General features: G+C 67.2%; 17 protein-coding genes. 4 read left to right on the top strand and 13 right to left on the bottom strand.

What is annotated here, in order from left to right:
• Nucleotides 1–89: 89 nt before the first annotated feature.
• From ACXJ16_RS11205 to tsaD, 4 genes are read right to left on the bottom strand one after another with little or no spacing between them, the layout of a single operon-like run.
• Nucleotides 90–815 carry an OmpA family protein gene (locus ACXJ16_RS11205; protein ID WP_054437169.1) on the bottom strand — a complete coding sequence of 242 codons (726 nt, stop codon included), beginning with the start codon at nt 813–815 and terminating at the stop codon, nt 90–92.
• A gap of 52 nt (nt 816–867) precedes the next feature.
• Nucleotides 868–2,391 carry a lipopolysaccharide biosynthesis protein gene (locus ACXJ16_RS11210; protein WP_054437171.1) on the bottom strand — a complete coding sequence of 508 codons (1,524 nt, stop codon included), beginning with the start codon at nt 2,389–2,391 and terminating at the stop codon, nt 868–870.
• A complete protein-coding gene (locus ACXJ16_RS11215) occupies nt 2,388–3,392 on the bottom strand; it encodes an NAD(P)H-dependent glycerol-3-phosphate dehydrogenase (RefSeq protein WP_185998113.1) in 1,005 nt (334 codons plus the stop codon). Before ACXJ16_RS11215 ends, ACXJ16_RS11210 begins: the two co-directional genes overlap by 4 nt.
• Entirely contained in the window at nt 3,389–4,435 is a 1,047-nt protein-coding gene (gene tsaD / locus ACXJ16_RS11220) for a tRNA (adenosine(37)-N6)-threonylcarbamoyltransferase complex transferase subunit TsaD (protein ID WP_185998114.1), read from the bottom strand. Before tsaD ends, ACXJ16_RS11215 begins: the two co-directional genes overlap by 4 nt.
• Nucleotides 4,436–4,495: 60 nt before the next feature.
• On the opposite strand from tsaD, the gene hemC reads away from it, so the two are divergent.
• From hemC to ACXJ16_RS11235, 3 genes are read left to right on the top strand one after another with little or no spacing between them, the layout of a single operon-like run.
• Nucleotides 4,496–5,440, top strand: a complete 945-nt coding sequence (gene hemC, locus ACXJ16_RS11225; RefSeq protein ID WP_443478080.1) for a hydroxymethylbilane synthase — start codon at nt 4,496–4,498, stop codon at nt 5,438–5,440.
• A 7-nt stretch (nt 5,441–5,447) separates the two neighbouring features.
• Nucleotides 5,448–6,143 carry a uroporphyrinogen-III synthase gene (locus ACXJ16_RS11230; protein WP_324697931.1) on the top strand — a complete coding sequence of 232 codons (696 nt, stop codon included), beginning with the start codon at nt 5,448–5,450 and terminating at the stop codon, nt 6,141–6,143.
• A gap of 19 nt (nt 6,144–6,162) precedes the next feature.
• Complete coding sequence (locus ACXJ16_RS11235) at nt 6,163–7,113, top strand: hypothetical protein (protein WP_185998116.1); 951 nt, start codon at nt 6,163–6,165, stop codon at nt 7,111–7,113.
• Between the two features lie 38 nt (nt 7,114–7,151).
• Here the strand turns inward: ACXJ16_RS11235 and ACXJ16_RS11240 are convergent, their stop codons facing one another.
• Together ACXJ16_RS11240 and ACXJ16_RS11245 are read right to left on the bottom strand one after the other, a co-directional pair.
• Complete coding sequence (locus ACXJ16_RS11240; RefSeq protein ID WP_132469440.1) at nt 7,152–8,396, bottom strand: FAD-dependent monooxygenase; 1,245 nt, start codon at nt 8,394–8,396, stop codon at nt 7,152–7,154.
• Nucleotides 8,393–10,069: an alkaline phosphatase family protein gene (locus ACXJ16_RS11245; RefSeq protein WP_463920689.1), complete on the bottom strand. Its 1,677-nt coding sequence runs from the start codon at nt 10,067–10,069 to the stop codon at nt 8,393–8,395. The genes ACXJ16_RS11240 and ACXJ16_RS11245 overlap by 4 nt, the downstream gene beginning before the upstream one ends.
• Nucleotides 10,070–10,166: 97 nt before the next feature.
• On the opposite strand from ACXJ16_RS11245, the gene ACXJ16_RS11250 reads away from it, so the two are divergent.
• On the top strand, nt 10,167–12,224 hold the full coding sequence (locus ACXJ16_RS11250; protein ID WP_463920690.1) for a protein-disulfide reductase DsbD family protein: 2,058 nt from the start codon (nt 10,167–10,169) through the stop codon (nt 12,222–12,224).
• A 734-nt stretch (nt 12,225–12,958) separates the two neighbouring features.
• Here ACXJ16_RS11250 and ACXJ16_RS11255 read toward each other — a convergent pair.
• From ACXJ16_RS11255 to ACXJ16_RS11285, 7 genes are all read right to left on the bottom strand, one after another.
• Nucleotides 12,959–15,052 carry an MGH1-like glycoside hydrolase domain-containing protein gene (locus ACXJ16_RS11255; RefSeq protein WP_463920691.1) on the bottom strand — a complete coding sequence of 698 codons (2,094 nt, stop codon included), beginning with the start codon at nt 15,050–15,052 and terminating at the stop codon, nt 12,959–12,961.
• A gap of 157 nt (nt 15,053–15,209) precedes the next feature.
• Nucleotides 15,210–18,038 carry a TonB-dependent receptor gene (locus tag ACXJ16_RS11260; protein ID WP_054437007.1) on the bottom strand — a complete coding sequence of 943 codons (2,829 nt, stop codon included), beginning with the start codon at nt 18,036–18,038 and terminating at the stop codon, nt 15,210–15,212.
• A 192-nt stretch (nt 18,039–18,230) separates the two neighbouring features.
• Nucleotides 18,231–19,661, bottom strand: a complete 1,431-nt coding sequence (locus tag ACXJ16_RS11265; protein ID WP_185998121.1) for a glycoside hydrolase family 43 protein — start codon at nt 19,659–19,661, stop codon at nt 18,231–18,233.
• A 103-nt stretch (nt 19,662–19,764) separates the two neighbouring features.
• A complete protein-coding gene (locus ACXJ16_RS11270) occupies nt 19,765–20,790 on the bottom strand; it encodes an arabinan endo-1,5-alpha-L-arabinosidase (protein ID WP_420719857.1) in 1,026 nt (341 codons plus the stop codon).
• A gap of 23 nt (nt 20,791–20,813) precedes the next feature.
• Nucleotides 20,814–21,446 carry a 2-dehydro-3-deoxy-6-phosphogalactonate aldolase gene (locus tag ACXJ16_RS11275; RefSeq protein WP_054437004.1) on the bottom strand — a complete coding sequence of 211 codons (633 nt, stop codon included), beginning with the start codon at nt 21,444–21,446 and terminating at the stop codon, nt 20,814–20,816.
• Nucleotides 21,443–22,342: a 2-dehydro-3-deoxygalactonokinase gene (locus tag ACXJ16_RS11280; RefSeq protein ID WP_185998123.1), complete on the bottom strand. Its 900-nt coding sequence runs from the start codon at nt 22,340–22,342 to the stop codon at nt 21,443–21,445. Before ACXJ16_RS11280 ends, ACXJ16_RS11275 begins: the two co-directional genes overlap by 4 nt.
• Nucleotides 22,339–23,904: an alpha-N-arabinofuranosidase gene (locus ACXJ16_RS11285; RefSeq protein ID WP_324697918.1), complete on the bottom strand. Its 1,566-nt coding sequence runs from the start codon at nt 23,902–23,904 to the stop codon at nt 22,339–22,341. Before ACXJ16_RS11285 ends, ACXJ16_RS11280 begins: the two co-directional genes overlap by 4 nt.
• Between the last annotated feature and the right edge of the window lie 5 nt (nt 23,905–23,909).

Below are 23,909 nucleotides of genomic sequence, written 5' to 3' on the forward strand. Positions count from 1 at the left end.
CCGAAACCCGCCATGTAGGTCAGCAGCACCGAAACGGCCATTTCAAGCCATAGCGGCATCGGCGGCTCCTTTCATCGTAATTTGCACGGTCATTCGGCACCCGGCGTATCGATCGGGGTTGGCTTGACCGGGGCCGAGGCGATCACCGAAAACTCGATCCGGCGATTGGCAGGGTCGAGCGGGTCCAGACCTTCTATGGGCGTCTTCGATCCCAGCCCTGCCGCGCGCAGGCCGTCGGCGGGAATGCCGCGGCCGATCAATGCCCAGCGCACCGATTCCGCGCGGGCGAGCGAAAGCGCCTTGTTCGCCTGCGGGTTGCCGGTGGCGTCGGTATGCCCGGTCACCGCGATGATGCTGCCCACGCAGGGACGCAGGGCCCTGGCCACTTCGTCAAGCAGGCGTTCACTGACGGGATCGATCCGGGCGCTGGCCTCGGTGAAGCGGATCGTGCGCGAGGCGAGGATGGCCTCCACGTCGTCCTGGCAGCGCAGCCGGGTGCCGCCGGTGCCGTCACCCTCGCTCGACCAGGTGATTCCGCCGATGCCCGGTACTTCGGTCACGGCGGCGGCAACGCGGGTGCGGGTCTCGGCATCGAGCCCCTTGCCCCCCGAAAGCACCGGATGGCGCGTCAACCAGCCGTAGCGATCGCGGAAGGCGAGATCGACACCGCTTCCGCCCGCCCGGTCGCGCACGATTTCCGCCTGCCGTTCCAGATTGCCGATGAAGATCGGCCCGCGCACTCTCGTCGCAACAAAGGAAAGCGCCAGACATAATGCGGCGCCGGCGGCAACGATGGATGCGCGGCGGGGGTTCATGAAGGCAGCCTAGACGAAATGAAGTGCCGGAGGGAACACCTGAAAGTACGGATCAGGCGGCCTTTGTCTTCTGGAACAGCTTGCGGTCCTCGGGACCGAAGGCCTTCTTCCAGATAACGAGGAAGTAGGACCCCAGGATCGCGGGAATGCCGAAGGCCAGTTCCGCCCATTCCGGCAGGAACTGCGTGGCGAGATAGCCCAGTACGACCGCCGGAACCGCCGCCCATACCAGCGCCCAGCGCCAGTTGTTGATCGGCTCCCGGAGATAGTTCGCCAGCATCTTTGACTTCACCAGCGAGGCGAAGCCCAGCGCCGTCATCAGCGCGGCCGCCGCCGTCGCCGCCTGATAGAGCGAATTGTAGCCCAGCTTCTGCATCGCCAGAATGCCGCCCAGCGTCAGCACCGCCTGCAGCGCGATGGTGACGAGCGAGACCACGAGGTTCCTCATGCGTGCGACATAGACCAGCGCCGCCTCGCTGACGACGGCGGTGGCCGCCACCACTTCGGCGGCGAGCAGGAACGCCAGCGCCCCGGTGCCGCCCACGAATTCGCGGCCGACCAGACCCATCACGCCCTCGCCGGGAATGCCCAGCGCAAGCGCGATTCCCGCCTGCGCGGCGGTGATCCAGAAGCCCACCTGGCAGACCTGCCGGGCGATGGCCGCATAGTCCCGCTGCTTGAGGTTGCGGGTGATGACGGGGCCGAGCACCGGCTCGAAGCTGGTCTTGAGCTTCTGCGGCAGGCTGGCGACCTGCTGCGCGGCGTAGTAGACGCCGACGGCCGAGGACGGCGCGAGGAAGCCCAGCAGGAACAGGTCCACGCGGCGCGTGCCCCATTCGATCGTGTCGGCCAGCGCGATCGGCAGCGAACGGATGGCGAGCGCCTGCATCTGGCGCGGGCGCGGGCGCCAGCCCTGCGGCAATCCATATTCGCGGAAGAAGGGAATGAACGCGGTGATCGCGGCGGCGACGATCGAACCCATGTAGGCGATCGACAGCCCGCTCTCGGGCGCCAGCCAGATCATCGCGCCCGCCAGGATCGAGATGACCCATGGCTCCACGATCGCGCGCGACCATACCGTGGGCGTTACCCGCAGCCGGTAGGCCAGCGCCGCCAGCCAGATCTCGGTCATCGTCAGCGGCAGGATGGCGATCACCATCAGCCGGTCGATCTGGGTATAGTGGCCGCCCGGGAACATCGGCGCGGGCACGAACCAGAAGAACAGCGACGCCGCGCAGGAGGCAATCACCGCCAGGATCATGCCGTCGGCAATGACGTTGGCCGGGTGGACCTGCCCTTCGGTATCGGAAAGGCGCTGCGCCAGGCCGCGCTTCTCGCCCATGGTGCAGATCATCGAGGTCAGTTCGATCACCACCAGCGCCGAGGCGAAGCGGCCCAGCGCCGCAGGTCCGTAGACCGAGGCGCGACCGGCGATGAACAGGAAGGGGATGCGCGCGGCAAGGCGCAGGAAGAACCCGAAGAGATTGGTGCGCCCGCCCTTGGCCAGCGCCGCAATATCGTCGTGTTCCTTGCTTGCCTGCTCCGCTGCGGTGCGGGTCACGATACCGTCGCTCAAGAACGCTGCTCCTGCTCGGCGCGAAGCGGGCGCGAAAGGATCTGCGCAACGACCTCGCCCGCCGGAACCTTGCCTTCCAGCAGGCGGCTGACGGCCTCGGCGATCGGCATCTCGATACCGTCGCGGCGCGCCAGTTCGGCCAGCACCGGCGCGGTGGCGGCGCCTTCGGCCACCGAATTCTTGCCCGAAAGCGCTTCGGCCGCCGTCAGCCCCTGCCCGAGCGCAAGGCCGAGCGAGAAATTGCGGCTGGAAGTAGAGGAACAGGTGAGCACAAGATCTCCAAGGCCGCAGAGCCCGGACAGCGTTTCCACCCGCGCGCCGCGCGCCACGCCGAAGCGCAGCATTTCGGCATAGCCGCGCGCAATCAGCGCGGCACGGGCGTTCTGGCCAAGCTTGAGGCCGTCGACCACGCCGCAGGCGATGGCCAGCACGTTCTTCACGGCGCCGCCGATCTCCGCGCCGATCACGTCGTCGGAATAATAGGGGCGCAGCGAAGGCCGCGCGATCAGCGGCGACAGGCGCCGCCACTGCGCATCGCCGCCCGCGCAGGCGAGCGTCACCGCCGTCGGCAGGCCGGCAGCCACTTCATGCGCGAACGTCGGGCCGGAAAGAACCGCGATCCGGCCATGCGGCACGGCCTGCGCGGCCACGTCCGCCATGAGACGGCCGGTGCCGGCCTCGATGCCCTTGGCGCAGAGCACGAGATCACCCGAAAAGCCCAGCGGCGGAAGCTGGGCAAGCACACCGCCAAGGAACTGCGCGGGAACCACCGCGAGCAGCACCGGAAGTGCCGCCAGATCGGCCAGGTTCGACGTGGCCCGCACGGTTTCGGCAAGGGCCGCGCCCGGCAGGTAGACTTCGTTGCGCCGGTCGGCGTTGATGCGCTCTGCCAGTTCCGGCTCGCGCGCCCAGAGCAGCACGTCGCTGCCGTCCCCCGCGAGCGACTGCGCCAGGGCGGTGCCCCAGGCGCCCGCCCCGATCACTCCGATTCCCGCGCTCATGCCTTCACCCCCGCGCCGCGCACGGTCTCGGCATCGGGATCGAGCGGCCAGCGCGGACGCGCGGCCACATCGAGCGGATCGGACTGGCCCATGGCGAACCGCTCCACGCCCGCCCAGGCGATCATCGCGGCGTTATCGGTGCAGAGGCCCAGCGGCGGAGCGACGAAATCGAGGTCATGCTCGGCGGCGAGGGCTTCGAGCGCGGCACGGATCGCCTTGTTGGCGGCCACGCCCCCGGCGACGACCAGCGCGTTCAGCTTGCCGTATTCCGGGCCGACCGAGGCCAGCGCGCGGCGGGCGCGGTCCATCAGGCAGTCTATCGCGGCCTGCTGGAACGAGGCGGCGATATCGGCATCGGCATATTGGCCGGATTGCTTGGCGCGCATGACCGCGCTCTTCAGCCCGGCGAAGGAGAAATGCGGCTCGTCCGAACCCTTCAGCGGACGCGGCAGCGGCACCGCCCTGGCATTGCCTTCCAGCGCCAGCCGTTCCATCGCCGGTCCGCCCGGATAGCCGAGGCCCAGCAGCTTGGCGGACTTGTCGAAAGCCTCGCCCAGCGCGTCGTCGATGGTGGTGGCAAGGCGGCGGAACCGGCCGACGCCTTCCACCAGCAGGATCTGGCAGTGACCGCCCGATACCAGCAGCAGGAGATAGGGATAGGCGAGCTCGCCGTCGGCAAGGCGCGGCGACAGCGCATGGCCTTCGAGGTGGTTGACCGCGATCAGCGGCTTGCCCGTCGCCATGGCGAGCGCCTTGGCCGTGACCAGCCCCACCATCACCCCGCCGATCAGTCCGGGTCCGGCCGTGGCGGCGATGGCATCCACGTCGTCCAGCGTCATCCCGGCATCCGCCAGGGTCGCCTCGATCAGCGGCGCGATCCGCTCGGCATGCGCGCGCGCGGCGATTTCGGGCACGACGCCGCCGTAAGGCCGATGCGCCTCGTCCTGCGAGGCGATGCGCTGGGCGAGGATCCTGCGGTCGCTGGTTACAAGCGCCGCCGCCGTCTCGTCGCACGAGCTTTCGATGCCCAGTACCGTCCGCATTGTATCTTTCCCTGAACGACCCTTCCACTGGACGACATTGGCGGGTAGCACAACCCGCCGATGACGACGCAAACTGACACGCAAAAACAAAGCTTCCGCCTCGGCACCCGCCGCTCGCCGCTGGCGATGGCTCAGGCCGAGGAAACACGCGACCGGCTGGCCGCCGCTCACGGAATCGATCCCGCGCATATAGAGATCGTTGCCGTGACCGCCAGCGGCGATCGCATTCAGGACCGCGCGCTGGCCGAAATCGGTGGAAAGGCGCTGTGGACGAAGGAACTCGACGCCTGGCTGGCGGACGGCGAGATCGATTTCGCGGTCCATTCGGCCAAGGATGTGGAAACGATTCGCCCCGAAGCCTTCGCGATCGGCGCGATTCTCCCGCGGGAAGACGTGCGCGACGTGCTGGTCGGGGCCGAGAGCATCCGCGCCCTGCCGCAAGGCGCGGTCGTGGGCACCAGCGCCCCGCGCCGGGCCGCGCAGCTTCTCCACGCGCGGCCGGACTGCAAGGTCGTGACGTTCCGCGGCAACGTCGCCACCCGCCTCGCCAAGCTGGCCGCCGGAGAGGCCGATGCCACGTTCCTCGCAGCCGCCGGACTCAAACGGCTGGGCGAGACCGGCACCGGCCACCCGCTGGGCGAGGAGGACTGGCTGCCCGCTCCCGCCCAGGCCGCGATCATGGTCGAATGCCGTGCCGACGATGCCCGCACCCGCGCTTTCCTCGCCGCCGTGGACGATGCGCAGAGCCGCGCCTCGGTGCTTGCCGAACGTGCCCTGCTTGCCGGCCTTGGCGGCAATTGCCACAGCCCGATCGCCGTGCTCACCCGGCACGACGGCGCCAACCTCGCGATGCGGGCCGCGCTCTACAGCCCGGACGGCGCCGAAAAGGTCGAGGGAGAGGCCAGCTTCCCGCTTTCCGATCGCGATGGTCCGGCGCGCCTCGCCGCCGACCTGCTCGCCCGCGCGGTTCCGGCCATTGCCGTCCACTTCACCGGGGCGGACTGAGGCGGCGATGCCGCCCGTCATCGTCATCCGGCCCGAACCCGGCACTGCCATGACCGTGGCGGCGGCAAGGGCCATGGGGCTCGATGCCCGCGCCTTTCCGCTGTTCGCGGTTCGCGCCCTGCCGTGGTCTCCGGTGCCGCGCGGCGAAATCGACGCCGTCCTGCTCGGCAGCGCCAATGCCCTGCGCCATGGCGGCCCCGCACTCGGCGCCTATCGCGGCCTGCCCGCCTACGCGGTGGGAGACCGGACGGCGCAGGCCGCCCGCGACGCCGGTCTGGACGTGGTGCGCACGGGCAGCGGCGGACTGCAATCGGTTCTGGGAAACCTCGCCCCCGGCCATGGCCGCCTGCTGCGACTGGCCGGACGCGAGCACACCATCCTCGACGTGCCCGCCGACCGCACCGTGATAACCCGCGAAGTCTACGCCAGCAAAAGCCTTCCCCTGCCGGCCGGACTGGCCGAAACGCTGGAGAAACCCACCGTGGTCCTGCTCCATTCCGCCGAGGCGGCGGGGCATTTCGCGGCCGAGTGCGACCGGATCGGCATCGGCCGCGCGAGAATCGCCCTGGCCTGCATCGGCCCGCGCGTTGCCGGGCGGGCGGGGTCAGGCTGGGCCGCCCTGCGCAGCGCCGCGCTCCCCAACGACACTGCGCTGCTGGCCATGGCCCTGGAGATATGCCAAGACTTCCCCTCGGGATCGTAAACTGACAGAACCAGACTTGATGCAGGATTTCACCTCGCCACAACCTCATTCGTCCTCACGCCCGCGTTCGCGCGGAGGCGTATTCTTCGTTGCCCTGATTGCTTTCCTGCTGGGAGGCGCGCTGGTCGCCTGGGCAGCGGCAAGCGGGGAACTGGCAAAAATCCTGCCGCAACGGGCCATGCCGCAAGGCGAAACCGCGCCGCAGCCAGAGCAGGCCGCGCCCTCTCGCCCGCAAGTGCCGATGGCCACGGCGCCTTCGTCACCGGCGCAGCTGGCCGCACTGGGATCGGTCGAAGGGCGGCTCGCGCTGCTTGAGGACCGGCTTTCCCGCATCGATTTCCAGACCGGCGCCGCCTCGGGCAATGCCGCCCGCGCCGAGGGCCTGCTGATCGCCTTCGCCGCGCGCCGCATGGTCGATCGCGGCGAACCGCTGAGCTACGTCGCCGACCAGCTTCGCCTGCGCTTTACCAATGCCCAGCCCCGCGCGGTGCAGACGGTGATCGAATTCTCGAAGAACCCCGTCACCATCGACGAACTCTCCGCCCGTCTCGAAGCGCTGTCGCCCGAACTCAGCGAGACGCAGAGCAACGAAAGCCTCTGGCAGAAGGCGCGCCGCGAACTGTCAAGCCTTTTCGTGGTGCGCCGCGAATCCTCCACCCTCCTGACGCCCACCGCCCGCATCGACCGCGCCCGCCTGATGCTGAGCGCCCGCCGCATCGGCAATGCCATCAGCGAAGTGGAGCGCCTGCCCAATGCGCAGGCCGCCCAGACCTGGACCGCCGATGCGCACCGCTATCAGGACGTGCAGGACGCGCTCAACCTGCTCGAAACCACCGCCATGCTCGAACCGCGCCGCCTGACCGACGCCGAAGGGCACACGGTGGACCAGCCGAGCCCGCTGGCGACACCGGGCGTGCTGCCGACCGACTTGCCTTCGGCGGATGCTTCGGAAGCGGCTCCGTCCGAATAAGGGTGAATGCGAGGGGCAGGCAGGGGGCGTGAAGCCCCTTATCCCTGCAGAAGCTCCGGCAAGGCGCCCGACATCCCGCGCGCCTCATCCATGAAGAAGCGCTTGAGGCTGGGCAGGCGCTGCACTGCGCCCATGCCGAGGCGGCGCGCCGCGCTGGGCAGGCGGCCGGGAATGCCGAACAGGCGCGTCAGCCCGTCCGTCACCGACATGACCATGAACGTATCGAGGCTGCGCCACTTCTCGTAACGCGCCAGCAACTGCGCATCGCCCGGCTCAAGGCCAAGGCGCATGCCTTCGGTGAGCACTTCGACCAGCGCGCCGACGTCGCGCAGGCCCAGATTGAGGCCCTGTCCGGCGATCGGGTGCATGCCGTGAGCCGCATCGCCGATCACCGCAAGGCGCTCGTCGATCACATGTCCGGCATGATGGAAACGCAGCGGATAGCTCATGCGCGGCGCGGAAAGCGTGATCTTGCCGAGCACGCCGTGCATCCGGCTTTCCACTTCGTTGAGGAACATGGCGTCCGGCATGGCGATGATCCCGGCGGCATCCTTTTCCGCCACCGTCCAGACCAGCGCGCTGCGATGGCGGCCCTGATCGTCATCAAGCAGCGGCAGCAGCGCGAACGGTCCCGCCGGGTAGAAGATTTCCCAGGCCGTGTTTGCGTGCGATTTCTCGTGGAACAGCCCGGTCACCATGGCGCGGTGTTTGTAGTCCCACTTGGCCAGCGCGAAGCGGGCCTCGTCGCGCGTGGGCGACTGGCGGCCCTCGGCGGCGACCAGCAGGCTCGCGCCGAGCACGCGGCCGTCCGAAAGCTCCACCTCGACACCGTGCGGCCCCCGGTCGCGCCGGACCGCTTCGGTGCGGACGTGCCAGGCGATGTTCTTCTCCTCACGCGCGGCGGCGAACAGGGCTAGGCGCAAGTCGCGATTGGCGAACATGCGGCCCAGCGAGCCTTCCTCGGGCTTGGGCGTGAAATCGATCCGGCCCGGCTTCATCGAATCGGTGACGGCGATCGAATCGATCGGGCAACCGAGATCTTTCAGCGCAGGCGCGAGGCCGATGTTGGTGAAGAGGTTCCAGCTCGCCGTCGAAATTGCCGAGGCGCGGCCGTCCGCGCCTTCGGCAGTGAGATCGGCCGGGTCGGCCCGGTCGATGACGTGGCTGGTGATACCCGCCCGGGCCGCGGCAAGCGCCAGCGTCATGCCGACGAGGCCCCCGCCCAGGATGATCAGGTCGCGGTGTTCCGCCTTTTGGTCGTGCTTCGCTGCAGAGTCGTTCATCGACGGCAGCTATCGGCCTCTCCGGCGTCGATGTCGAGACACCTTCCGTCCCAGGTGCCGGCCGGCGCGGTCAGGCCTACCGTCGCGGCAAGGGTGGGCGCGATGTCCACCGTCTCCACCGGGGTCGGCTGCTCGAAACCGGTCATGCCCTTGCGCCAGAACAGCATCGGCACGCGGCGATCATAGTCCCACGGGCTGCCGTGCGAGGCGACCTTGAACGGCTTGGCCTCGCCCGGCACGACCCCGCGCACGGTCAGCATCTGCACTTCGCCCGAGCGCCCCGGCACGAAGGAGGCGCGGACCTTCTGCTCCATCGTCCAGTCCTGCGGATTGCCCTTGGGCTGGGGCCACTGCATGATCTGGTCCTGCGTATAGACCGCGGCGATCTGCGGATTGGCCTTCAGGCGCGCGACGAGCGCGGCCATGACCTTCTGCTTCTGCCCGGCCGTCAGTTCGGACGAGAACCAGACGCTGCCCGCCTCGCCCGCTCCGTAGAACAGCGGGCCGTTCTTCACGGTCACGCCGGTATCCTGCGAGACGGCGGCGGCCAGTTTCCCTGCGGTGAGCGCGGGATCGATGCGGGTGGCATCGGGATTGCCGCGCAGCTTCTGCCGCTCGGGCGCATCGAAGCCGCCGTGATCGGCGCTGAGCACGACCTCGTAATCGATCCCGCGCGCATCGAGCGCGTCGAACAGGTTGCCGATGGCCTCATCCAGCACGTTCATCTGGATGCACATTTCCACGCCCTCGGTGCCGAAGGCATGGCCGACCTTGTCCGTGGCCGAGAAACTGACGGAGAGCACGTCGGGCACGGCGTCCTTGCCCATGCCCAGTTCGTCCACCATGCGCACGGCCATCTCGGCGGTGGCGGTGTCCACGCGCGGGCCGTTGGCGTAGGACTTGAAGTCCCCGGCGGCCAGCGGGAAACGATACGTGCCGATGGTGAAGTCCTTGATCGGCGTCGCCCGGTCGACACTGCCGCACCAGCCCGGCACCGCCAGCGGGCCGTCACCGGCGGCGACGCGCTTCGCCATGACCGCGTTTTCGGTCTCGGCCGCCTTGCTGATCCTGCGGTTCTCGAATGTGGTGAAGCCCTTGGCGCCGATCCAGTAGACGGCGTCCGTGTCATGGCCGCTCATCATCACTGCGGCGCGGTCCTTGGCGGAGACGGCGGCGTTGATGGTCGCGGGATTGCGCTTCTTCATGAGGTCGCCCAGCGTCGGCGCCTTGAGGTGCGCGGGGCTGACCACCGGATTGTCCGGCGTGGACCGGGGGTTGGCTTCGTCCTCGACGCAGTAGACTTCCTTTTCGGCGCGGGCGATGCCGGGCTGGTACCAGGAATTCGCGGTAATGCCGGTGCGCGAAGGGTGCACGCCGGTCAGCAGCGTCGAATGGCCGGGGCAGGTCTCGGTGGCGGCGTGGGACTGGAAGCCCGAGGGGAACACCGCCCCTTGCAGCAGGCGCGTGAAGCCCTTGGTGAAATGCTCGCGGTACTGGGCGAAGAGGTCGGCCGAGAACTGGTCCACCGAAATTGCGACAATCAGCCGGGGCTCGCCCTGCGGCGCGGGCGCGGAAGCAGCGGCCACCGGTGCTTCCTGCGCCAGTGCGGGGGCCGAAACGGCCAGTGCCGCAACCAGGGCCAGCGGAGCGAGCGACGAGGAAAGCAGGCGCATCGGGGGGACTTCCTTGAAATGTCGATGCAATGGGCGCAGATGCATCGATGTCTGCAATGCGTGGGCGACGCAAGCGCCCCCAACGCACGGGAGTTTCATGAAAAAGCGCCGCTATCGCCTGTTTATGGCACTCATGTGTCAAATGCTGGCGCTCTTTCTCGCCCCGCTCGCCGCCAAGGCCGCTCCCGCCCACATCGCCGCCGAACTGGTGGCCGGTCCGGCGGCGGCGCCGGGCGGCGAAAGCACCATCGCCATTCACATGAAGCCGGCGCAAGGCTGGCACGGCTACTGGTCGAACCCCGGCGACGCCGGCCTCGGCATGCAGCTCGACTGGACCCTGCCTGACGGGGCGAAAGCCGGCAGCCCGCGCTATCCGGTACCGCAGACGCTGGTGGTTTCCGGACTGATGAACCACGTCTTCGAAAGCGACTACGCGGTGCTCGTGCCCTTCACGGTTCCGGCGGATGCCGCGCCCGGAAGCCGCGTGCCGGTCCGCCTCCATGCCGAATGGCTCGCCTGCACCGAACAGATCTGCGTGCCCGAACGTGCCGACCTCGCCGTTGAGGTGCCGGTGGCCGCCAAGGCCGAGACCGGCGGAGATCCGCGCTTTGCCGAATGGCTGCGCCGCCTCCCCGCCCCGCTCGACGCCGCCGCCACCTTCAGCCTCGACGAACGCACGGTGCGCCTCGCCATCCCGCTTCCCGCCGCCACTCCGCTGGATGACCCGCACGTCTTCATCGGCGAGGACAAGTTGGCGGACTATGCCGGCAACCAGCAATTCGCCTGGAAGGGCGACATGCTGATCGTCACGCTCCCCCGCACGAAGCTCGACCCGCGCGGCGCGGATGTCCTGACCGGGGTGCTGCGCCTCAATCCCGCGGGAGACGGCATCGCCTTCACCGCTCGCGCGGGGACGGTGCCGACAGGCGGCACGCCGCTCGCCGCCGATGCCGCCGCGCCCGAACTGCCCTCGCTGCCGCTGCTCCTGCTCGCCGCGCTGGCGGGCGGGTTGCTGCTCAACGTCATGCCCTGCGTTTTTCCGATCCTCAGCCTCAAGGCACTGAGCCTCGCCCGCGCGGGCGAGAGCGAGAGCCATGCCCGGATCGAGGGACTTGCCTATGCGGCGGGCGTCATCACCGCCTGCCTCGGGCTTGGCGCGCTGCTGCTGGCGCTGCGCGCAGGCGGCGAGCAGGTCGGCTGGGCGTTCCAGTTGCAGGAGCCGCTGGTGGTCGTCAGCCTTCTGCTGCTCGCCTCGGTCATCACCGCCAACCTTATGGGCCTGTTCGAGTTCACGGTCCCCGGCTTCGTGTCCGGCGGTTCGCCCTCCAGCTTCACCCGGGGTGCTTTCGCCACCGGCCTGCTCGCCGCCTTCGTGGCGACACCCTGCACCGGACCGTTCATGGCTTCGGCGATGGGCGCGGCGCTGCTGCTGCCGGTATTGCCGGCAATGACCCTGTTCGCCGCGCTCGGCCTCGGCATCGCCCTGCCCTTCCTGGCGGTGGCCTTCGTCCCGGCGCTGCGCAAGCGGCTGCCCCGGCCCGGCGGCTGGATGGTGACGTTCCGCCACTGGATGGCGCTGCCCATGGGCCTGACCGCGCTGGCACTGGCATGGCTGACGTGGAAGGCCGGAGGCACCGTATTCGTGCTGGGCGCTCTTGTGGGCCTGATCGCGATCCTTGCCATCCTCCTGGCGGCGGGCCGCGCCCAGCGCCGGGGCAAGGCCGCCCGCCCCTTCGCCGTGCTTGCCCTTGCCGCCGCCGCCATCGTGCTGGCCGTGCTGCCCTGCCCCGCCCCGCCTGAAGAGCGCATCGAATCGCTGCTGGCGGCAAAGCCCTTCAGCGAGAAGGCGCTGGCCGATGCGCGCGCCGCCGGAAAGCCGGTGTTCGTCTGGATGACCGCCGACTGGTGCCTCACCTGCAAGGTCAACGAGCAGGTCGCCATCGAGCGCGAGGAAACGCGCGCCGCCTTCGAAAAGGCCGGCGTCGTCGTGCTGCGGGGGGACTGGACCCGCCGCGATCCGGAGATCACCCGCTACCTCACCGCGCAAGGCGCAGCAGGCGTGCCGCTTTACGTCTGGTACGCAAATGGCGGTAAGGCGGAGCAATTGCCGCAAGTGCTGACCCCGGCGCTTCTCGCCGAAAAGGTCGAAGGCTGAACGGCTGGCCTTCGCCCGACCGCCGATAGGCACCCGTCCATCGATATGGCCCTGTCGCCCCGGCAGGGCTCATGATGAAGTGACGTGACCGGGACGTGTACCGAGCCGACCGGCGCAGGCGCCGGGAGTACCGTCCATGGCTCGAAGTCCGATTTCGGCTGATTCCCACACCGCCACTTCGCGCGGTGCGCAGGGTACTGGTCGTAGCCGGCTTCACCGGTCGTTATGGCCGTAGACCCGGCATCCGGGGATCCACCGGAAGAAACGGACCTGAAGCCGGAACGGCGCCCCCTGCTCGGCCTCGCCATCGCCATCGCCTTTTCGGCAACATTCTGGATCATGCTTGCCGTGTGGCTGCTCTAGGGTCAGGACCCTAGGGTCAGGACCCATTAATCACGCCTGCGAGGCACCGGAATGGCGAACATATCGGGCCAAAGCGGCTGCCGGGCGGGCTGGTTGCCCGTCCAAAGTCGCTTTGGTTCGAGATGGAAGCCATTCCGGTGTCCCGGAGGGATTTGATCAAAATGGCCCAGTGCAGCGTCAGAAAGGCTTGAAATATAGACATATTACTACGCCTTCCTTCCTCGCTCTGAGCCATTTTGATTCAAACCTCGCAGGCGTGATTAATGGGTCCTGACCCTAGCGGCGTGGCCGAATTCCCGCGCACGACGCGGGCGCCGGAGAAACGTCCTGCCGGCCGAAGCGAAAACAACCGCTCCGGCCGGCGGACAGGTTCAGCGGGTGAAGGCCTTGAGTTCGGCAAGGCGGATGGCGCGGCCGGCTGCCGGCACCATCGTCACGCGAATGCGTTCGCCCGTAACGGCGGGCCAGCGCAGCTCGGTTACGCCATTGGCAAGCGGGGCGGCCTTGGGCGCGGCCACCTGCTGCCAGCCGCCATCGCGCCAGACCTCGACCGAGACCCGGCGCGGCGCCGCGAACTTCGCACCATCGGCGAAGAACGCCAGCTCCGCACGGCCGAGCGTGACCGTCTTGCCGAAGTCGACCGCGTACCACTGCGGCGCGGAAGACTTCGCCGAATCCCAGCCGTTCGGCAGTTCCGGATAGAACCAGGCGCGACCGTCGATACCGTCGTGCAGGTTCTCCGCCTCTGTGCCGGAGGACGCGCTGGCCTTGGGGAAGTTGCCCCGTACGAGTTGCACCGCAAGGTTCTCCTCCCGCACGATCGGGGCATTGGCCTTGCGCGCAAGCGGCACCTCGATCCGGGCCGGATCGTCACGGTGAGCGACTTCGGCGCCGTCCACCGCGATGGTCAGCCCCTTGCGGCCATAATGCTTGCCGTCCGCATCCCATGTCACCGAGACCTCGTGACCGTGATAAGGCACGCGCTCGATGTGGAACCAGCCCAGCGCCTGCGGGTCACCGGCGGCCGGAAGCAGCGGGTTGACCTCCAGCACGTCGTCCGTGCGCGGGCGGATGCCGACAAGGCCGGTCAGGATCAGGTCGAGATAGCCGGAATGGAAATAGTGATGGCTGCGGTCCAGCCCGACGATCGGCTTGCCGGTCTCCGGGTGGTAATCCTCTTCCAGGTCGAGCCGCGCGTTCCTGCCCTCACCCTGGTAGTGAAGCTGGGTGTACTGGCGCAGCAGGCGCATGTAGTCGCTGCGCGTCACCGGACCCGTCTGGCCATAGTGATCGAGCAGGTTGGCCATGCCGGTCAGTACCTGCGTGGTCTGGTAGGGCCAGATCGGCCCGTTCCACTGACACTCGGGCGCGGTGCCCAGATAGCGATACTGGCGCATGTAATATTCGTAGTTCTGCTCGACGGTGCGCATCCCCGCCTTGCCCGCCAGCGACGCGGGATCGAGCAGATGGCCCCAGGCAGCCGAATAGTTCGCCTCGTCCGGCACGAGATCGAACATCCACGGCAGGTAGCCCACCAGCTCGCGATTGCGGATCTGGTCCCAGTATTTCACATGCTCGTTCGAGACCTGGTAGCGGTCCACGAAATGGCCGAGTTTCGGGCTCCACAGGTCTTCGAGAACGCGCGTGCGCAAGGCCTCGGCACGGCCCGCGTATTCCTTGGCCATAGCCGTGTCGCCCGCCAGCGCCGCCATGCGCGAAAGGGCGCGGGCATTGGCGAACATGTAGCTGTTGACCGAGGGCCGGAAGGAATCGCCGCCCCGGAACCCGTCCTTGCCGCCAGAGGCGTCGATCGAGGACACGGTGTATTCGGTGGCATCGAGCAGCGGCTCCACGAAGTAGAGCCCCTTGGTGAAGTCGAACTTCTCGTCCCACAGCCGGTAGATGTGGCGCATCGTCTTGAGGTGCGCGAGCACCGCCTCGCGGTCGCCGTCGACAAGGTAGCGGCCCCAGACCGAGTCGGCCATGTGGTCGGTGAAGTGACGGTCGTTGCCGCCCTCGTACATGAAGTTGACGTAATCGTCGGTGAAGCGGCGATCGTTCAGCCAGCGCCCTTCGGCGATGTGGAAGCCGCTGGCGTCGTTGAGACTGGCGAAAGGCTCGCGCTGCCAGTCCACGTCGTCGGCGAATTCGGTGGTGACGTAGCCCTGCGCGCCGAGGTCGCGCTGGTGCGCGCGGAACAGGCCCCAGCGGTAGTAGTAGACCGCATCGATCTTCGGATCGGCGCTCTCGAAGAAGGGAATGCGCTGTTCGTACCAGGCGGCGTCGTTGCCGAAGCGAGCCTTGGCGATGGCGGCGGTATCGAGCTTCGGAACAGCCCGGCCGACACCAGAAGAAGCGGAGGTCCTGGAAGACGCGGATTCTTGGGAGGATGCGGCAGGCGGCAGGCTGGCCCCGCCCGCAAGAAGCGCCGCGGTGGCGAGGATCGTCCGGATGTTTCCGCGCATCGTTACCCCTTCATGGTCTGGCGAGCGTCAGCTGATAGCAGCAAAAAATAAAGGCGGCCGTCCTGCCGGGCCTGTGTTGGGAGAGGAGCCCGGAGGAACAGCCGCCTATGGCGGGCCGCGACACGGAATGGCGTGTGTCGCGGCCCGCCTTGTCAGGTTAGAACTTGAAGCGAACGCCCGCCGCGAACGTGCGGTCGATCAGCAGGGTATTCGCGTTCATGGTGACCGGGCCGCCGGCATCCTCGAACTTGTAGTAGTCCTGCTGCTTCGCCTTGGTGATGTTCACCGCGTCGAAGGTCAGGCCGATGTCGTCGGTCACGGCGAAGGTGAGCTGGAAGTCCAGGCTCTTCTCGGGCTTGCGCCAGAAGCCGATCGGGTTGGCGAAGGCACGCGCCTCGTTGCGCTGGAGGAAGCCCTTGCGCCACACGTAGGAGAGACGTGCACCGATCGGACCGCGCTCGTAAGCCAGCGTGGCGTTGTACGAGAACTTCGACACCGCGAAGAACGCCGACTTGGTGAGGACGGTGTTGCCCTCGTCGTCGGTTTCCGGGATCGTCTGCGAAGAGTCGAGGATCGTGGCGCTGCCCTGGAAGCCCAGGCCGTCGAGCACGCTCGGCAGGTAGGTCGGGAAGTAGGTCAGGCCCAGTTCCACGCCCTTGAGCACGCCGTCGGACGCGTTGGTCGGACGGGTAACCTGGAAGTAGTCGGTGGCGGTGCTGCCCTCGATGCCGTTGTTCGGGATATACTCGAGCGTGGTGAGCGGAACGACGAGACCACTGATTTCACGGCGGAAACCGGTGACGTAGATTGCGCTGTTGCGCTCGAAGTACCATTCCAGCGCAAGGTCGAAGTTCTTCGACGTCGTCGCCTTCAGGCCGGCGTTGCCGGCGCTGCCCGTGCCGAAGCCCAGACCCGAAAGGTCGCCGGTGAGCGAAACGTTCGGGTTGAGGTCGCCGAACGCCGGACGACGCAGGGTTTCACCGTAGTTGAAGCGCACGCGCAGGTTCGGCGTGATCTCGTAACGTGCGGTGAAGCTCGGCAGGAACTTCATCTGACCGGTCGAAACGCCGGTGCGGGCATAGTCGTTGTAACGATCGAAGTAGTCGTAATCGGTATCGATCGTGACCATGCGCACGCCGCCTTCGAGCATCAGCGGACGGCCGAAGATTTCGACCTGACCGTCAGCCAGGAGGTAGGCCGCCAGGGTGACTTCGTTGATGTCGAACACGCGGCCGAACGAAAGCTGATCGGACAGCAGCAGGTTCGGGTTGGCCGCCTGGTAGAGCGTGCGGATGGCGTCGGCGTTCTTGTACAGCGCCGGGCCGTTTGCCAGCACCCAGCTGGTCGGAACGTCGGCGCGGCCATCGAAGAAGCCGCTGTTGGTGAAGCTGTAACCGTCACCCAGCGAGGCCAGCGTGCCGCCAAGGGCGCCCGCGCTCTGTTCGCGAATGAAGGTGCTGGCCTTGCGATCGTCGTAGCGGAAGCCCGCCTTGATCCGGCGCAGGAAGCCTTCGTCCCATTCGTAGTAGCCGTCGAGCTGGAAGGTCAAAGCCTTGCCGGTGCTCCGGTTGCCGTTGTCGAACAGGTCGCCGACGGTCCACTGGGTTGCGTCGGTCAGGACTCCCGGCGTGCCGAAGCTGTACGACGGGATACCGCCGCCAGCGTTGAAGTCGACGTCGATGTCCAGCGGCGCGCGGTTGGTGCGCACGGCGAAGAACGAGGTTTCGTTCTTGCTGTCCTGGTAGGCGAGGTCGGCGGTGATCTTGCCGCGATCGCCCACGTCCCAGTCCGCGTTCAGAGCGTAGACATAGCTGTCGGTCTTGTTCGTGGAGTAGTCCGCGCTGTTGAAGCCCGAAACGCCGCCGATCTTGCGCGACTTGATGACGTTGGTGCCGTCATAGAGTTCGAAGGTCGAACCCGGATCATCACCCAGATCGCCCCACCAGTCGGCAAAGCTGAACAGCATCGAGTTGAAGGTGCTGCCGCGGAAGCCGGTGTAGTAGAACTCGGCGGTATAGGTCGAACGGTCGTTCGGCGCCCACTGCAGGGCGGCGTTGATCGAGGGACGCTCACGCTTGCCGTAAAGATCCGAGCTGATGACCGCATCGCGCGAGAGGTAGTAAGGCACCTCTACGCCGTCGATGTTGAGGGTCGAACCCGGCGTGGTCGGCAGACCCGCGTTGAGGCCCGGCTTCCAGTAGGGGTTCGCCGGGTCGGTGTTGGGGAAAATGCGCTGCAGCGGCGTCAGCCAGGTGTCCGAAGGCGGGTTTTCGGTGGCGAACGGCACCAGGGCGCCGGCCTGCACGTTCATGTTGCGATACTTCGAACGCGTATAGCTGCCGTTGATGAGGAAGCCGATGTCGCCGATGCCGGTTTCCCAGCGATCGCTGACGAGCAGCGCGACGTTCGGGTTCACCTTGTCCGCCAGCTCGCTGTAGACACCGCGCGCAAGGCCGGAAATGGTGAAACCGTCGAAGTCGAACGGACGGCGCGTGGCGACGTCGATCTGGCCGGCGAGGCCGAATTCGAGCTGGTCTGCCGAGCGGGTCTTGTAGACGTCGATCTTGCGGACGAGGTTCGACGAGATGTCCTGCAGCGCGAACGAGGTGCCGGCCGCGGTGAAGATGTTGCGGCCGTTCCAGGTGGTGACAGGATCGGACAGGCCACGGATCGTGATGGTCCCGGTCTCGCCGCCGGCACGGTCGGTGACCTGGATGCCGGTGACGCGCTGGAGCGCTTCGATCACGTTGTTGTCAGGCAGCTTGCCGACGTCTTCAGCCACGATCGAATCGACGATCTGGATGTTTTCCTTGCGGCTGTTGATGGCGCCCACGATCGAGGCGCGCACGCCGGTGACGATGATGTCCTCGGCAGTCGGTTCAGCGGCGTCGGCGGCCTGCGGAGCGGCATCCTGCGCGTGAGCCACGGTGGCGAGGCTCAGGGCGAAGACGGATGCGGTGCAGAATGCAAATGGCTTGAGCGCCATGGATCAACCCTCCCATTGGGGCTGGCCCATACCATGCCCCTTCGAATTACTCGGACTAATTATTAGTCTGACTAATGCGATGCAAGGATAAAAGGGGGAGCGCTATCAAAAAGGGGCGTGGAGTGTGGCAGATTCGCCGCAATTCCGCCCGGAACACGAGGATTCCGGGCGGTCTTGTCTGAGTTGTTGCTGTCAGCCGACGAGCCAGCTCGTCGCCGGATCGCCCTTGTCCGCCAGCTTCACCGCATCGCCGGAGAACGCGAGCGCCTTCGACGAGTCGGACTTGGAAACGAAGCGCACGGTGCCCTGCACTTCCCCGGCCTCGCGCAGGAACAGGTCGGCAGTGCCGAGCGCGGTCAGCGCAGCCACGCCGTCCTTGCCCACCGCAAGCCCCTTGTCCCGCAGGAGGATCGGCGAAAGCTGCACCGCGCCGTCAGCGCCGGCGATCTCGCGGAACTGGGTCCGGGGCAGCGGCGTACCCTTGGCGAGGGTCAGCTTCGTACCGTCATGACCCAGCATCACCTCGCGGTTCACAGCCGGGGTGAAGCGCTCGGGCAGCGCGCCGTTGCCGACCGGAACGCCGAAGTCCGGCGCGCCCTTGTCATCGTAATAGATGCGCTGGACGCGGGTGTGGCGATCCGGGTTGAGCAGCGGGTCGCCTTCGATCTTCTCGTAGTCGCGGCCGTGGTAGACGAGGATGTCGTTGCCGTTCTCGTCCACCGTGAAGCTGTTGTGGCCGGGGCCGTAGACCGAGGTTTCCACGCAAGTCGCGAAGACCGGCTTCTGCGACTTGGTCCATGCCTTGGGGTCCATGAGGTTGGCGTTCTCGTCGATCGTCAGCATGCCGAGGCAATAGACGGCGCCGGTGCCGCTGGCCGAGTAGGTCATGAACAGGCGGCCGTTCTTTGCCAGCACCGCCGGGGCCTCTGCCACCTTGTAGGCGCGGGTTTCCCAGTCGAGCGTCGGCACCGTAAGGCGGACGGGATCGGCCGAAAGCGTCAGCGCGTCCTTCATCGGCGCGATGTAGAGGTTCGAATTGGTGTCGATCCCTTCCTCGCGCTGGGCCCATGCGAAATAGCGCTGGCCCTTGTGGACGAAGCTCGTGGAATCGAGGTTGAAGCTGTCCCACGGCATCTTGAATTCGCCAAGGACCGACCACTTGCCGGTCATCGGGTCGGACCCGTCGCAGACGATGGCGTAAGTGCGGATGCGGAACACGTCCTCGCCGCCGCCGCTGGGGCCGGCCGCGAAGTACATGACCCACTTGCCGTCGATGAGGTGCAGTTCGGGCGCCCAGAGGAAGCCGGACATCGGGCCGGTCTTCTCATGACGCCAGAGAACGCGCTCCTCGGCGGTGGCGAGACCGGCCAGCGTCTTCGAGCGACGCAGGATCAGGCGATCGTATTCGGGGACCGAGCCGGTGAGGTAGTAGTTACCGTCGTCGTGGCGGAAGACCTGCGAATCGGCGCGGTTCTTCACCAGCGGATTGATCGGGCCCTTGAGCGGATCGGCGACGGCAGCCTTGTCGTCACCACCGAGAGCGGCATCGCCCGCACGGTTGCAGGCGATGGGAAGCAGGGCGGCACTGGCGGCAAATGCGCGGCGCGAAAGGGAAAAGTTCATGTCATCCTCTCCGAGATGCTTGTTTCGTGGCGCCGGTCCGATTTGATCCGGCGATGGGAAAAAGGACACCCCGGTCGGGGGACCGGGGTGTCGTCAGGTGGGATCAGTATTCGGCGACAGGCCAGCCGTCCGCGTCCCAGCGGATCGGCGCGATGCGCAGCGTGGGCGCACCGTTCGCCTGCTTGTCGTAAGCGTGGTAGACGACGTAAGTAGTGCCGTCCTTGTCGGTGAAGGCGCCGGCATGGCCGGGGCCGCGGAAGCGCTGCTGCTCTTTCAGGTCGGCGCGCAGGAAGATCGTGCCGCGACCTTCCATCATCGAACTGCCGTCCTTGCCGAGGTAGGGCCCGGTGATCTTCTTCGAGCGGCCGACGACGGTGTAGTAGGTGCTGTTCACGCCCTTGCAGCAATAGTCGTAGCTGGCGAGCAGATAGTAGAAGCCGCCGTGCGGGATGATGAAAGGCGCTTCGACCGGGGCCGGGCCACCTGCAGGAGCAAGGCGGCGGGCGATCGAATAGGGCTCGGTACCGGGGGCGACCTTGCCGGTCTTCGGATCGAGCGGGAACAGCTTCAGGCCGGTCCAGAAACTGCCGAGCGAGAGCCACTGGCGGCCCTGCGCATCCTCGACGAAATTGGGGTCGATGGCGTTGAAGTCGTCCTCATGCGTCGACATGACGACGAGGCCCTGGTCCTTCCAGCCATAACCCTTGGCCTTGGGATCGAGCGTCTTGCTCGTCGCCAGGCCGATGGCGGAACGGTTGGAGCCGAACGTCGAGACCGAGTAATAGAGCCGGTATTCGCCGTTCACGTAGGAGATGTCGGGCGCCCAGATGCCTTCGGCGCCGGGGATCGCCTGCCTGGCCCATGCCGGAATCTCGGCGAAGACCGAACCGGCATCCTTCCAGGCCTTCAGGTCCTTCGAGGTCTTGATGCCGACATAGCGGCCCACGGTGCTGAAGACGTAGTAGGTATCGCCTTCCCGGATGATGACCGGATCGTGCACCGTGAGGTCGCCGCTCAACCGGGAATTGAGCGTGCCCGCCCCCTTCTCGCCGACCTGCACTTGCGCATCGGCCGCACCGGAGGCGGCCAGCACGGCAAGGCTGGCGGCAGCGAGGAATTTCCTGAACACGTACTCTCTCCGAACTTGCTTTGTTATGCCGCGCAGGCGTTCCATGCGGCGACGATCTCGGCGGCCTTTGCGCCAACCGTCGCGGCATCGAAGCCGGGCTTGTAGAGGCTGCCGCCCACGCCGATGCCGAAGACGCCCGCTGCGCGGTATTCCGCGACATTGGCAGCGCCCACACCGCCCACCGCCCAGACGCGGCTGGTCTTGGGCAGGACTTCGCGGATCGCCTTGATGTAGCTGCTGCCCAGCACCGAGCCGGGGAACAGCTTGAGGTCATTGGCGCCTGCCGCCACGGCGGCGAATGCCTCGGTCGGGGTGAGGAAGCCGGGGAGCACGTCCATGCCGAGTTCGATCGAGCGCCTGATGACGGCCGGATCGACATTGGGCGAAACCATGAAGGTTCCGCCGACACCCGCCAGCGTCTCCGCCAGATCGGTGCCGATCACGGTGCCGCCGCCGATCGCGGCGCGGTCTCCCAGAGCCTCGACCATGGCGCCGATGGAGCCGGCGGGATCGGGCGAGTTGAACGGCACTTCGATGATCCGCACGCCGGCCTCGACCAGCGCCGTGCCGATCTCGACCGCTTCGTGAGTCTGGATGCCGCGCAGGATCGCGACGACCGGGGCAGCGCCTTCTGCCAGAACCTGTTCGATCTTCATGCTTTCAATTCCTTTGCGATACGCAGACCGGCAAGGACCGCCGCGTCGCCGTCGATACGGCGGGCGGTGCAGCCGAGTCCTTCCAGCGCACGGTCATAAAGCGCCGACAGCGCCGGGTCGCCAATCAGGACCACCGAAGCGCCCGGCGTGACACGGGCTGCCACTTCGCCGCCGATGAGCAGCCCCGAGATATAGCCGCGCGACCAGTCCTTCGACCGGCCGTCCAGCATTCTTGCACCCCGCGCTTCGAACAGCGCGCCGGTCAGCGGCTCGCCGCAGCGTTCGAGACCGCGTGCGAAGCCTTCGTCGACAGTGCCCTCGCCCGGCGTATCGGGTCCGGTCAGCGTCGACTGTCCGGCCAGCAGCGCGAAAAGCTCGCCGGTCGGGTGAGTGCGGAACATGGTGATCGTGCCATCCCTGACCGTGACCCACTTGCAGTGTGTCCCCGGCAGCGCGATGAGATGTTCGCCCTCCGCAAGGTCCGGGTGAAGCGCGAGGGCGCCGAAGACTTGCGCCTCCTCGCCCCGCATCACTTCCGGCACGCCGTCCGCACGGCAGCTCAGCCCCGGCAGCACCGAAACCGGAATGCCGGCGACTTCGAGCCGCGTGCGTGAGGACAGCCACTTGGCCGCGTCCGCCGGGCAGGCCGCATAGCCTGCCGCGACGAGCGCACCCGGAGCACCGGCCATGCCGCAAAGCACGACTTCGGACAGCGGCCCTTCGGCCTTCCAGCTTTCCAGCCTTTCGGCCAGCGCCGCTTCGGCGTGACCTTCAAGCGCACCCGGCCCGCTGAGCCGGGCGACCACGTCCTCGCCGTCGAGGCGGAACAGCCGCAGCCGGGTGGTGCCCCAATCTCCCAAGACATAAGGAGCGGCGGGGACGTGGTTCACGCTCATTGCAGTTCGAGCACCACGACCGACTTGGCCGGCAGGGTAACGACAAGGTTGCCGCCCTGCACGGTGGCGCCGGAGAAGGCCTCGGGCTTCACCGCATTCGGTGCGTCGAAGGTGTTGTGCGCGTTGATCGCGGGTGCCGTCAGGATACGGCCCGTGGCCGCCGATGCGCTGACGCCGCCGAGCTTGATCGTCACCGTGTTGGACTGGTTCGGATCGAGGTTCGACAGGCCGACATGGATCTTGCCATCCTTGCCCTTCACTGCCGAGCCGCTGACGGCAGGCATCGAGAACTCGTCCTTGTGATACCAGGGCGACTTGATCTGGATCGGCAGCACGGTGGCATCCTGCCACGGCTTGTACATCTCGAAGACGTGGTAGGTGGGCGTGAGCACCATCTTGTTGTCTTCGGTGAAGATCATCGCCTGGAGCACGTTCACCATCTGGGCGATGGCGGTCATCCGCACGCGGTCGGCATGCTTGGCGAAGATATCGAGATGGACCGAGGCGATCAGCGCGTCGCGCAGGGTGTTCTGCTGGCGCAGGAAGCCCGGATGCGTGCCCGGATCCTGGGCGTACCACGAACCCCATTCGTCCACGGCCAGGAAGACCCGCTTCTCGGGGTCGTACTTGTCCATGATCGCCGAGTGCCTGGTGATCAGCTCGTCCATGTGGCGCGCGCCGTTCAGCGCATCGGCCCAGCCATGTTCGTCGAAATCGACGGCGGGCGCACGCGGCGGCCAGCCACCGGCAGGGTGGACGTAGTAATGCAGCGAAACGCCGTCGAGCTGCGGGGCCGCGACGCGCATCATCGTCTCGGTCCAGTTGTAGTCGTCGACATTGGCGCCCGCGGCGACCTTCAGGATCTTGGTGCCGGCAGGCGCCTTGACGAAGGTGGCATAACGGCGGGTCTCGTCGGCCGCGAATTCGGGACGCATGTTCCCGCCGCAACCCCAAAGTTCGTTGCCGACGCCGAAGTAGGCGACCTTCCAGGGCTCCTTGTGGCCGTTTTTGGCGCGCAGCTCAGCCAGCGAACCGGCAGGTGCGGTCATGTATTCGACCCATTCGGCCATTTCGCGCGGCGTGCCGTCGCCGACGTTGCCGGCGATATAGGCTTCCGCGCCGACCTGGCGCAGCAGTTCGAAGAATTCGTGCGTGCCCACGGTGTTCGGCTCGGTCACGCCGCCCCAGTGGGTGTTGACCTTGACCGGACGCTTGTTCTGCGGGCCGATGCCTTCACGCCAGTTGTACTCGTCGGCGAAGCAGCCGCCCGGCCAGCGGATCACGGGGACCGAGAGGTCCTTGAGCGCCCGGACGACGTCGTTGCGGAAACCGTTGGTGTTCGGAATCTTGCTGTTCTTGCCGACCCACAGGCCGCCGTAGATCCCCGTGCCGAGGTGCTCGGCGAACTGGGTGAAGACTTCCTTGTGATAGACCGCGCCGGGCTTGTCGGCGTCGATGGTCGCCGTGGTGGGCTGTCCGTCGGTATCGGCATGAGCCGTGCCTGCGAGCGCGGTGGCGCTCAGCAGGACGGCTGCGGTGGTCAGGCGAAGCGCCTTCAACATGTCTT

The sequence above is a fragment of the Novosphingobium sp. TK71 genome, from assembly GCF_055361505.1.